Raw genomic sequence first — 10,761 nt, 5'->3', positions numbered from 1 at the left:
GTCGTCGGCCACGCCATGACCGACCACCACCGCGCCGAACTCCTCATGGACACCCTCGACATGGCCCACGCCCGGACCGCTCTGGAGACCGGCTGTGTCATACACAGTGATCACGGCAGCGAGTACACCTCAACCCAATCCCGGGACCGGATAAGAGAACTGGGTCTCCGGCAGAGTTGCGGACGCACCGAACCATGTTTCGACAATGCCGCCGCCGAAAGCTTCTGGGCCCTACTCAAGGAGGAAATCGGCACCCGCATCCGGCCCTACCGAGCCACCGCCCGCGCCGAGGCCTTTGCCTCCACCGAGACCCTCCACAACCGCCGCCGCCTGCGCAAACACAAGGTCTTCGGCTACCTCACCCCAGCCGAGACCAGACAACGCCATCAACACGCCCTCGCGGCATAACCATCGAGTGCCCGAGACCACGGGGAAACTTCACAGAGACGGACCGGCCCTCCGTATACATGGGTGCTGGGAGTGTCCTGCATGCCCAACGCCACCGACGCATCGGGGCGACCTCGAAGGACTCGTCCTGGGACGACAGCACTCGAATGCCCGCACGGACAACAAGCTGGTTCAGTTGCCGGTGACCGGGTATCGACTTGTAATCGCGACGCGGTTGAAGGCGTTCATCAACGTTGACAGCCAGGCCACCGCCGAGACCTGATCTGCGGAGAGCACGGCTGCTGCCGCGTTGTAGTCGTCGTCGCTCACGTGCCCCTCGGACACGTGCGCGATGGCCTCTGTAAGGCGTAGGGCCGCGCGGTCGGTCTCGGAGAAGTAATCGGTTTCTTCCCACGCGGGCAGCACTGCGATCCGGTCCGGGTTCTCGCCCTTCTTGAGCGCGTCGCGGGTGTGCGTTTTGAGACAGAACGCGCAGCCGTTGATCTGGGACGTGCGGATCTTCAAAAGCTCGACCAGAAGCGGGTCAAGACCTGCCGCGGTGGTGGTGTCTTCCACTGCCGAGGACAGGTCGATAAGAGCCTTGTAATTGGCAGGGTGCTGCTTTCCGATGTTAACGCGCTGCTTCTCAGTCTCTGAATCAGTCATGGGTTCCTCCTCTTCGCGTGGCCGGACGCACCCCGCAGGGGCATCCTCAGCCTCGCCTAATCTGTGCCATTGTTACAAGCGGCGGCGATACGCAACAAACCTTCTCGCCGCGCTTTTGTTCCCGTCTGGCGCCGATCAGGTGCCCGGTCCCATCGGGTGCGTGGGGCAGCTTTCGGCTGGCCTCCGGAATCCGGTCAAAGTGGAACTCCTCCATAAGACCAGCAGTCCTGGTAGTCGGCGAGCTTGAGGATGGCATCGGCGTCGTCGACCGGGGCCATATCCCTTCGGCTTTGATCCGACACTTGTCGCTCAGCCGTTCACCCGGGCACTTCCCAGGCGAGGTGGGAAAAACAAGAAGCGGATTCGCGACGCCGCGACGCATTAGGCGCATGGGCGACATGAGACCGCGCGCCGAACTTACGAGCATGAACTCCTACTGCCCGGTTCGAGCCCCCGGGAGGACCTCCAGGCTCGGCAAACAGCTCACTGGGCTTCGACGGGGCGGCCTTCTTCAGCCGCCCGGCCAGTCTGGACCGGCAGGCGAGTGCTGCGCTCACGGATGTGGGGCGCCGGCGTGCGTTCGATCTGCAGGCTGACCAGTTCCGGGCGGCTGTAGTGGCCGCGCGCATCCATCAGGCGCTTGCGCAGGTCGATCTGCGCGAAGTCCAGATCGGCGATCACTTCACCTTCGCCGGATATGAGCGGCTCGCCGATGATCCGGCCCTCGGGGTCGATAATGGCGGTGAAGAAGCCACCGGAGATCGCACCAACGGGGCCGCCGGTGTCCTTGGCGATCTGCGCCTGCTGGTCGGCCTCGAGCCAGGCGGTGGCGTTGACCACGAAGCAGGCCGATTCCAGCGCATGCTGGCGGATGTTGACCTCGATCTGGTCGGCGAACTGCTGGCCGCCGAAGGAGCCGGGGTACATCGCGGCGTGGATCTGCTCGCCGTCGGCGATCAGGGCATAGCGAGCTAGCGGCAGGTAGTGCTCCCAGCATGCGAGCTGGCCGATGCGGCCGACGGCGCTATCTACCGCGCGCAGGCCCGAACCGTCGCCCTGGCCCCAGATCATCCGCTCGTGATAGGTCGGCGTGATCTTGCGGCGGCGCTGGATCAGTGTGCCGTCCGCGTCGAACAGCAGTTGCGTGTTGTAGATGGTGCCGCCGTCACGCTCGTTGACGCCGATCGAGACGACCATGTGGGCTTCCCGGACGGCTTCGGCGATCGCGTCGGTCTCGGCGGACGGTACGGTCACCGCCTGATCGAGCAGGCGCAGGTGCCCCTTGGCCATGGTGTAGGGCGGCTGCACGAAGGAGAAGTAGGGGTAGTAGGGGTAGTAGGGAACGATGGTCTCAGGGAAGACTGCGAACTGGACACCCTGCTCGCCCAGGTCGCGGATCTTTTTCACGACCTTCTCTACGGTGCCCGCGCGGCTGTAAAGCACGGGACTGATCTGGACTGCAGCGGCTTTTACGACAGTCATGGCAATACTCCTTGCAAATGTACGGTCGGTAAGACCTCGCGATGCTGCGCGAGCCCGGACGGGCACGCGATAAAGAGGCAATCGAGGCGGTCCGGGAGGGATGGGGCCCGGCCGAGCGGACAACTCCAGCTCCGCTACGTGACTACTGAGCCGATAGGAGCATATGCTCCTATCGGCTCGACAGCAAGGGTCAGATCCTCCCGAACCCTTTCGACTCGGCGACGCCGAGTCGCCCGGGCACCCATCGCCGCGCCCCGAAGGGGTGGCCGCGCCCGCTCCTCACGCGGCCGTCACCTTTGGCGACATGTCGCATCTGCGACGCCTGACGCCGGCGCCATACCGGTATCACCGCGACCGCCTCCAGATGGACAACAGGGAAGGCGCGGCGGGGTGCGCGTCGCATCCGGCGTCCACAGCGATGAGGACGTCCGGGTCGCGGATGGATCGCCGTCCGACCGAAATGAGCCGGGGGGCGACTCGACCATCGCGCGCCCGCGCCCCCGGCGATGGACCGGGGGTCACGGTAGGTGTCACCCAAGACCCACCCCTTGCCATTTCGATAATAGGAGCATATGCTCTTATCGCTGGTGAGTCACGTCGTGACGACATGGCCCCGACGCGGGCGGACGTCGTCGACACATGCAACAACCTGACACTGTGCAAGGTCCGCACCAGCAAGAGCATGGCTCGGCATCCAGGGCGGTCACCGCCTGATTATCCGTCACCCCCTTGATGGGTGACGTAGGTTGTGTGAGTGTCGAAATGCCACCCCAACAGAGGTTGTTCACAAGTCGATCGGAGCAGGCGTCGGCCCCCGTGCATCCGGGCCGAGGTTCTGCCGTCACCGAATCGACACCACAGAAAGGAGCGGCAAGTTGCCGACTACATTGAAGATCAACAAGCTGCGTTACCTGAGTGCAGCCGCCGGCATCGCCACTGTCGTCGCCGGTGGCGTCGCCATCGCCCCGCTGGCGTCGGCCGGCACGTCAACTTCTGCCAGTGCGCCCGTCGTTGCCCAGCGCGCGAAAACTTTCGAGCTGGTCGGCAAACAGACCTCGATCGAAGACCTCGACCTGGGCCGGGCAGGAATCAGTCCGGGTGACCAGCGCGTCATCCACGAAGACCTCTACCGCGACGGCGAGAAGGTCGGCGATCACAGCGTCGTCTGCACCTATACCCGCGTCAATCCGGCCGCGCTCCAGTGCCTGGGCACCTTCTCTCTGCCTGAGGGACAGTTCGCCGCGCAGGCGCTGCTCCACCTGCCCGCCCCGTCCTACGTCGACGTCGGCATCACCGGCGGATCAGGCGACTACCGCAACGCCCGGGGCTTTGTTCGCACCGTTCCTGCCGGTGACACCGAGAGGCACTTCACCGTCCACCTGAAGCGCTGACGGTTGGCTGTCGTACGCCCTCGCCGCCACAGCCCGCCCATCTGACACCTATGCAGGTTGGGTGGTCGCGCTCGACCTGGTGACCGGCGCCGAGATGCACCTCAAGAGCGGCGGCATCGAGCAGGCGTGCGCTACCTGGAACCCGATCGTCCACCCTCCGGATCGCAATCCCGGAGCCGGTGGGCAGCTCGTACTGCTCCTCCACCCCCGGCCTCCATGGACCGGTGACTCGCAGGTGTGAGATTTACCGACACCAAGAGAGAAAGACCCCTACATGTACATGAAGCTCGAAGTCACCGTGCTGCCTGTTTCCGACGTCGATCGGGCCAAGGCCTTCTACGAGCAGGTGGGATTCCGTCTGGACATCGACATGGCCGCCAGCGAGAACTGGCGCGCGGTGCACTTCACGCCGCCCGGTTCCGAGTGCTCGATCATGTTCGGCACGGGGATCACCTCCGCCGCACCCGGCTCGGCCCAGGGCCTGTATCTCGCCGTCTCCGACATCGAGGAGGCCCGCGCGGAACTCGTCGGTCGCGGCATCGAAGTGGGCGAAGTCTTCCACGACGCCGCAGGACTGCTCTACCACGGCCATGAGGCCGGAGAGGTCACCCACCGGGTCGAGGGACAGGGGCGGCTTGCCGGCCTGCACCCCGGCCGCGCCTCCTACGGCTCCTTCGCCACCTTCAGCGACCCGGACGGCAACGGCTGGGTGCTCCAGGAGATCACGCAGCGGTTCCCCGGCGGCTGACATCTCACCAGCCACCCGGGAATGACGGGCGACGACCAGCCTGCAGGCCGGCCGGCCCCGATCAGCACCTGAACACAGCCCCGGCGCACCATCAGTCGGATCCCGAAGCCGACCCAAATACGAGCATATGCTCATTAGTCTCGAGATCCTGGCTTCGCCCTGGCGCTCGAGCAACGTTCGAAGGGAAAATTTTCATGACCATGTCTCCCATGGAGCCGCCCGCGCAGGAAGGCCCCGGATCAAAGCCGCTGTCACGCCGTGCCCGGCGCGGGCTGTCCCGACGCGGCTTCGTCGGCGGCGCGGCTGCTTCTGCTGCTGCCGCAGCCGGTATCTCGCTGATAGGCGGATTGACCCCGTCCGCCGCTGCCTCCCCCGCCATGCGCAGGCCGAGGGGTTTGGGTTCGGTCTCCACGGCTCCGGGGCTTCCGGCCGGGTTCACCAAGACGTTCACCAGCCGGTTCATCCAGGCCGGCGGACTGCGCCAGCACGCGGTCATCGGAGGCGACGGCCCGCCGCTGCTGCTGGTACACGGCTGGCCACAGAACTGGTACGCCTGGCGCATGGTGATGCCGGAGCTCGCCCGGCACTACACGGTCATCGCCGTCGACCAGCGCGGCATCGGTCTGACCGAGAAGCCCAAGAGCGGGTACGACACCGCTACCCTCGCCAACGACCTGGTCGCCCTGATGGACGCCCTCGGTCACCAGCGGTTCGCCGTGGCCGGCCATGACACCGGCCTGATCATCAGTTACGCGCTGGCGGCGGACCATCCACAGCGTGTCGCCCGCGTGGCCCTCCTGGAGGTTCCCGGGCCCCCGACGCTGAAGGCCTCGCCGCCCCTGTTCATCGATGAGGAGCACAACAACAGGCTCTGGCACATTCCCTTCAACCGGGTCAACCACAAGCTGACCGAGAAGCTGGTCAGCGGCCGGGAGGAGATCTTCTTCGGCTACGAGTTCGACATCCAGGGCGGACAGAAGCTGCCCGACTACGCGCGCGAGTACTACTTCCGTCTCTTCTCCGACCCCGAGACCCTGCGCGGCAGCTTCGGTCTCTACCGCGCGTGGGACGCCACCACCGCGCAGAACGCGACGCGCGCCGAGAACAAGCTGACGATGCCCGTCCTGGCGATCGGCGGATCGGAAAGCTGGGGTGACCTGGTCGGGAAGGCGATGATTCCCCTCGCGAACGACGTACAAGGTGTGGTCATCCCCGGTGCCGGCCACTGGGTCGCTGAGCAGGCCCCCAGGCAGCTGCTGTCGGAACTGACGCGCTTCCTGGCCCCGTACCGCCGCGCCGCCGGCCCGCCCCGCTAGCGGACGGCCAGACGTCCGGGCATGCCCCGGGCGTGACGGCACGCGCTCGACCGGGCGGCAGTGTCGCCGCTTTCGAGCAGCCGGGGCTCCTCACCGAAGAGCCCGGTATGTTCGCCCGGCTCCTGCGCTAATCCCACCGTAGGGGCCCTCGACCGAGGTCGTCCTGCCCGCCGGGGGTCCCGGCGGGCAGGACCGGAGCGAACGCTCTTGCGTAGTAGTACCCGGGGTGGTCAGCCCCCGGGGAGCCGCACGCCATCGCGCGGCTGGCCTGCGTTCGGCAGGCGCCCCTTCGGACGACTGGCACGCCACGCTTCGCCTCCTTCCAGGAGCGGCGGAGCCTTCACCATCCCCGACGGGAGGCACGGATGTTTTCCGACATCGGCCCACTCGAAGTTGTGACGCTGATCGTGCTGGCCGTCCTTCTTGTCGGGCCCGACAAGCTCCCCAAGATGGTGTCCGACACCGTGCGGACCCTGCACAAGCTCCGCGAGTTCTCGCAGAGCGCTCAGGCGAGCATTCGAGACGAACTCCCCACCGAGCTCAAGGACCTGAATCTCGAGGACCTCAACCCGAAGACCTTCGTGGCCAAGAACCTGCTGGGCGACCAGAGCCTGGGCCTGGACGACCTGACCGCCGACCTCGGCCTAGGGGACGAACCGCTTGACAGCGCCGGAACCAACACCTCAAAGGGCCTCGGGAAGGCCACCGCACCCGGCCCGCTTCCCGCGGCCACCGGCCACGAGCCTCGGCCACCGGCGCGGGGCGCTACAGCCTCGACAAAAACGGCCCGTAACCGGGAAGGACCACGGCCGCCTCGCCGTCGGCCCGGCCCCTCAACCCAGTGACCGGCTACGCAGAGCCTGGCTGCCGCATCCGTCCGCAGCCAGGCCACCGCGCAGGAGCACCGCCCCTGCGCTTTCAGACCCTCGGAAAGGAAACGCCCATGTTCGGCAGGCTCGGAGCACCCGAGATCATCCTCATCCTCCTCGTCGTCGTGCTCCTGTTCGGCGCCAAGCGGCTCCCCGATATGGCCCGCTCCTTCGGGCAGTCGCTGCGGATCCTCAAGAGCGAGACCAAGGCCATGCAGAAGGACGACGCGGACGAACCCCCGACCGTTCACGCCACCGCAGCCCACCAGCTCGCGGCCGAGAGCCGGCACACGGCCCCGGAGGCGACCGAGGCAGACACCTCCCCCCGGCGCTGAAACGCCGAAGCCACCGACCAGCACCCGGCCGGTGCCGCACTTGAAGGGACCGGGACCGCCCATGCCGACCCAACCAGCACATGACGCCGCGCCCATGTCCCTGGGGGAGCACCTGCGCGAGCTGCGCAACCGCCTGCTCAAGGCCGTCGGAGCGATCCTGCTCGGCACCGTCGTTGCGGCCCTGTTCTACAAGCAACTGATCGGATTCCTCATCGATCCCCTGCCCGGCTGCGCTCCGGGCCAACCGGCCAGCACGGACGACGCGGGCCGCTGCGGCGTGATCTCCCTCAACGGCCTTCTGTCACCCTTCACCCTCGCGCTGAAGGTGTCGATCACCGCGGGGGTCGTCGCCGCGAGCCCGCTGTGGCTGTATCAGCTGTGGGCCTTCGTCGCACCAGGACTGCACCGCAACGAGAAGACATACACCCTGACCTTCCTCGGGGCCGGCATCCCCCTGTTCCTGACCGGTGCCGCCGTGGCGTACTGGACCCTGCCCACCACGGCACGGGTACTTATCTCCTTCACCCCGGACGACGCCACCAACCTCCTGCCCGTCGACGACTTCCTCGACCTCGCCACCCACATGGTCCTCGTCTTCGGCCTCTCCTTCGAACTCCCCGTCCTCCTCGTGCTGCTGAACCTCGGCGGCGTGATCAGCGCACGCCGGATGGCCGACTGGTGGCGCGGCATGCTCATGGCCATCGCCGCCTTCGCGGCGCTCGCCACCCCCAGCACCGACCCACTCAGCATGCTGCTGCTCGCCACCCCCATCAGCCTGCTGTACCTGGCGGCGTGCGCCATCTCCTGGTACAACGATCGCCGCCGACAGCGCACCGGCACCACTCGGCCAGGCGGAAGCCCGGACACCGAGGCATCCCCCATCGACATCACCCCGACCCCCCTCGACGCCCCCGACGACATCTCCGTCAGCCGACCCTGACGAGCCCCTTCTCAAGGAGCGGCCCGCCGCCGGTGGTCAAGGCAGTTGCTTGCGACGAGCCCGGGAGGCCCGCAGATTGACGGCGTTGCCGCAGATGCGTACGTCGTGCCAGATCCCGCTTTATTGCGCGAGCGGTCGTAGAACGCCACGGCGCACTTGTTCGTAGTGACACGCCGGTTCCGGGGCGCCGGGTACCGAGGGCGTGACCGCGAGACCTGCGGACCTTGCCCGCGGCATTCAGATCGACTCCGTAATCGAGTGTGGATGGGGTTGGGGAAGAAGGAAGCGAAGGCCGCGCTGCAGGGCGTGATGCCGTGGCTGCCGCCGACTGGGAAGTTAACGGTGGAGGCGTCGTCGAAGCTGGCCCGGCCGCTGGATGATGACGTTCATGCGGTGCGGTTGTAAGCGTTGATCAGGGCGATGAGGGACACCAACCCGGCCAACTGGTCCTCGTCGTAGCAGTTGGCCGCGTTCGCCCAGGCCTCGTCGGTGACGCCACCGGACGATGCGCGTGCCCTGTTCCGCCAGTTCCAAGGGCGCCCGCTCGGCCTCGGTGAACACCGTGTCCTCAGCCGCGCTCAGGTTGAGACGTACCGAGGTCTCCCCGCCGTGCGTGGCGTCCTTGGTGTGCACGTCGGTGCAGAAGCCTCAGCCGTTGATCTGGCCGGCCCGGATCTTCATCAGTTCCTGCGTCGCGGCCGACAGAGTCGACTCCGTGATGACCTTGCCTGTCCAGGCTGCACAGCGAGTCCCTGCCGTCGATGCCCGATCTCACACACCCTCGACGACTCCCCCCATGCGCCCGCTCCTTGGAAGCAGCCACGTCAAGGGGTCCGTCACGCCCGGCGTGTTCACGGGCATTCGGTGACGTCAGGGCGGCCGGCGCCAGCCCTCAGTAGCGCCAGAAGCGTCGTGTCCTACTCGGCCCAGGGCTCGAATCCGGTATGAAGGACGGCGTCGAGGTACGCGCGCAGATGGGCTGCCTCGTCGGCGCCGAAGTTCTCCTCGAACTGGGCCTGCACGGCATTCCACAGTGGTAGCGCCGCCTTCAGTCGGGTGAGGCCGTCCGGCGTGATGGCGGCGATCCGTGCGCGGCGGTCGGCTGCCGATGACTCGACGGTTACCAGACCCTCGCGGGCAAGCGGCTTGAGGTTTGAGGCCATCGTCGTGCGGTCCATGGCGATCACGTCGGCGAGGCTGGTGATCGTCATTTCTCCGTGCCCACTCAGCTTCTGCAGGATGCTGAGCTGCGTCGCACGAAGACCGACGGGGGCCAGGGCCTTGTCGTAGGTCGCACCGAGGTACCGGGCCGCCTTGCGCAGGGCCAGGTTGTTGCACGAGTCGGCGGGATCCGTCGGCGCAGTGGTCATTGTCTCCTCCAGAGCTTCACCCACCCATGATACGAGCAGGTGCTCTCAAATGCGACAGTCACCCTGCCGTCAACGGTCGGCGACGGGCCGGCGCGTCCACCCCGAACCACCCGCTCTTGCCATCAAGGCAAATATGAGCATATGCTCATAGCTGTGGCGTGATGCCCCTCCTGGCCTCTCCAGCGAGCCTCGCACCCCTCCACCCGAAAGCCTTGCCTTGTCATGGAAACCCCCATCGGATCTGCTCCCGTGCGTGAGCCGACACTCTCCGCAGCGGCCGAACTCTTCCCGAGGCTCCACCTCACCGCCCGCCCGGTTTGGCGAGCTGCCGAAGCGAATCCTCCCCGAGGAGATGATCGAAGAACGGGCGGCCACGATGCCGAACCCGGCGACGAACACTACAACGCCGACAAGTGGCTCGTTCGGTACTGCCTGTGAGCCACATCAGCCCGAACAATGGAGGATTCCCATGCACGTACCCAAGCCCCTCATGGCAGTCTCGCTGGCGGTGCTCTCGATAGCTGTCACCCTGGGCTGCTTCGCCCAGGTCTTCTGACCGCCGGACAAGGCCTGGAGGCCGGCACCGGCACCGGCGTCTCCCGCTCCTCAGGGTCTGCGGGCTCAATGAACGCCGCCCCGGCCCCTTCACAGGCGTGGACCACCATCCGGCGAAGGCCGACGTCAAGGAGCTCGTCCAGGCCAGGCCGCCCAGGCCAGCGAGGAACCTTGCGGACGACGCCTCACGGTGCCGATCCGGGGAGCGGCGTCACACCGGAGTGAAAGGGGAGGTCCATACCCCGTGACGCCGCTGTCATGCCTGGTCGCGTCTCCCCCGGATCCGGCCCTGCGTTCGGTCGCGAGGCCGGTGCGTGAGGGTAGCTACTTCTTGATCAGTGGTGCTTCCGCGTCTTGTGGTGCGAGCCCATTTCACTGTTCATCGCCATGACCATGCTGTGGATCTCGTGGACCGGCGCCGGCATGACCGCAAAGGGCCGCTTCATGCCCTCGTGCTCAAGCTCGTCAACACCATCCCGGGCAGCTGCCCTCAACGCACACGACGGCGGCTTTCCGTGCTGGCCCGGCCGGCCGGAGCCCCGTCACCGACGAGCCATGAGCCCTCCCCCTTCTCGGCGCAGCACCGGTGGCGCACCTTGTCCCGCAACCCTCCCTGACATCGTTGGGCGAGACACCCCGGCGTGATCAGTTAGCCTGGGTGGACGAACGAGCAGGAGAACCACCCGCATGACCAGCACCAGC

11 protein-coding genes and 1 pseudogene are annotated in these 10,761 nt (G+C 66.7%); 8 read left to right on the top strand and 4 right to left on the bottom strand.

Annotated elements, in window-relative coordinates:
- A partial coding sequence (locus ABZ656_RS52670) for a DDE-type integrase/transposase/recombinase (RefSeq protein WP_360279137.1) occupies positions 1 to 408 on the top strand: 408 nt, incomplete at its 5' end.
- A gap of 171 nt (positions 409 to 579) precedes the next feature.
- Here ABZ656_RS52670 and ABZ656_RS52665 read toward each other — a convergent pair.
- Entirely contained in the window at positions 580 to 1,053 is a 474-nt protein-coding gene (locus tag ABZ656_RS52665) for a carboxymuconolactone decarboxylase family protein (protein WP_075033853.1), read from the bottom strand.
- 483 nt (positions 1,054 to 1,536) lie between these two features.
- A complete protein-coding gene (locus tag ABZ656_RS52660) occupies positions 1,537 to 2,535 on the bottom strand; it encodes a nitrilase-related carbon-nitrogen hydrolase (RefSeq protein WP_360279133.1) in 999 nt (332 codons plus the stop codon).
- 875 nt (positions 2,536 to 3,410) lie between these two features.
- Between ABZ656_RS52660 and ABZ656_RS52655 the strand changes: the two genes are divergently transcribed.
- The 7 genes from ABZ656_RS52655 to tatC all read left to right on the top strand — a co-directional run bounded on the left by ABZ656_RS52655 (position 3,411) and on the right by tatC (position 8,134).
- Positions 3,411 to 3,926 carry a hypothetical protein gene (locus ABZ656_RS52655; RefSeq protein WP_129592340.1) on the top strand — a complete coding sequence of 172 codons (516 nt, stop codon included), beginning with the start codon at positions 3,411 to 3,413 and terminating at the stop codon, positions 3,924 to 3,926.
- Between the two features lie 61 nt (positions 3,927 to 3,987).
- Positions 3,988 to 4,167 (top strand): hypothetical protein, encoded by a 180-nt coding sequence (locus ABZ656_RS52650; protein WP_101406430.1) that lies wholly within the window; start codon positions 3,988 to 3,990, stop codon positions 4,165 to 4,167.
- Positions 4,168 to 4,200: 33 nt separating this feature from the next.
- Complete coding sequence (locus ABZ656_RS52645; protein ID WP_360279129.1) at positions 4,201 to 4,674, top strand: VOC family protein; 474 nt, start codon at positions 4,201 to 4,203, stop codon at positions 4,672 to 4,674.
- Positions 4,675 to 4,868: 194 nt separating this feature from the next.
- The gene (locus ABZ656_RS52640; protein ID WP_101406432.1) at positions 4,869 to 5,990 is read left to right on the top strand and encodes an alpha/beta hydrolase; all 1,122 of its coding nucleotides are present in this window, start codon (positions 4,869 to 4,871) and stop codon (positions 5,988 to 5,990) included.
- A 365-nt stretch (positions 5,991 to 6,355) separates the two neighbouring features.
- Entirely contained in the window at positions 6,356 to 6,835 is a 480-nt protein-coding gene (locus tag ABZ656_RS52635) for a Sec-independent protein translocase subunit TatB (protein ID WP_360279126.1), read from the top strand.
- Between the two features lie 98 nt (positions 6,836 to 6,933).
- Positions 6,934 to 7,194, top strand: coding sequence for a Sec-independent protein translocase subunit TatA (gene tatA, locus ABZ656_RS52630; RefSeq protein WP_101406434.1), 261 nt, complete (start codon positions 6,934 to 6,936; stop codon positions 7,192 to 7,194).
- Between the two features lie 61 nt (positions 7,195 to 7,255).
- Positions 7,256 to 8,134 carry a twin-arginine translocase subunit TatC gene (gene tatC / locus ABZ656_RS52625; RefSeq protein ID WP_360279123.1) on the top strand — a complete coding sequence of 293 codons (879 nt, stop codon included), beginning with the start codon at positions 7,256 to 7,258 and terminating at the stop codon, positions 8,132 to 8,134.
- 336 nt (positions 8,135 to 8,470) lie between these two features.
- On the opposite strand, the pseudogene ABZ656_RS52620 reads toward tatC, so the two are convergent.
- Both ABZ656_RS52620 and ABZ656_RS52615 read right to left on the bottom strand, forming a co-directional pair.
- A pseudogene (locus ABZ656_RS52620) lies at positions 8,471 to 8,863 on the bottom strand (carboxymuconolactone decarboxylase family protein); the annotation flags it as partial.
- A gap of 188 nt (positions 8,864 to 9,051) precedes the next feature.
- The gene (locus tag ABZ656_RS52615; protein WP_075033844.1) at positions 9,052 to 9,504 is read right to left on the bottom strand and encodes a MarR family winged helix-turn-helix transcriptional regulator; all 453 of its coding nucleotides are present in this window, start codon (positions 9,502 to 9,504) and stop codon (positions 9,052 to 9,054) included.
- Between the last annotated feature and the right edge of the window lie 1,257 nt (positions 9,505 to 10,761).

The organism is Streptomyces sp. NPDC007095, from assembly GCF_040634475.1.
In the GTDB taxonomy this organism is placed as follows: domain Bacteria; phylum Actinomycetota; class Actinomycetes; order Streptomycetales; family Streptomycetaceae; genus Streptomyces.
Note: the sequence above shows the minus strand (reverse complement) of the source record. Positions and strands in the feature narration are given on the sequence as shown.

Coding starts and splice junctions, on each gene's coding strand:
- ABZ656_RS52665 (WP_075033853.1), bottom strand. CDS start 1,053: ATGACTGATTCAGAGACTGAGAAGCAGCGCGTTAACATCGGAAAGCAG.
- ABZ656_RS52660 (WP_360279133.1), bottom strand. CDS start 2,535: ATGACTGTCGTAAAAGCCGCTGCAGTCCAGATCAGTCCCGTGCTTTAC.
- ABZ656_RS52645 (WP_360279129.1), top strand. CDS start 4,201: ATGTACATGAAGCTCGAAGTCACCGTGCTGCCTGTTTCCGACGTCGAT.
- ABZ656_RS52640 (WP_101406432.1), top strand. CDS start 4,869: ATGACCATGTCTCCCATGGAGCCGCCCGCGCAGGAAGGCCCCGGATCA.
- ABZ656_RS52635 (WP_360279126.1), top strand. CDS start 6,356: ATGTTTTCCGACATCGGCCCACTCGAAGTTGTGACGCTGATCGTGCTG.
- tatA (WP_101406434.1), top strand. CDS start 6,934: ATGTTCGGCAGGCTCGGAGCACCCGAGATCATCCTCATCCTCCTCGTC.
- tatC (WP_360279123.1), top strand. CDS start 7,256: ATGCCGACCCAACCAGCACATGACGCCGCGCCCATGTCCCTGGGGGAG.
- ABZ656_RS52615 (WP_075033844.1), bottom strand. CDS start 9,504: ATGACCACTGCGCCGACGGATCCCGCCGACTCGTGCAACAACCTGGCC.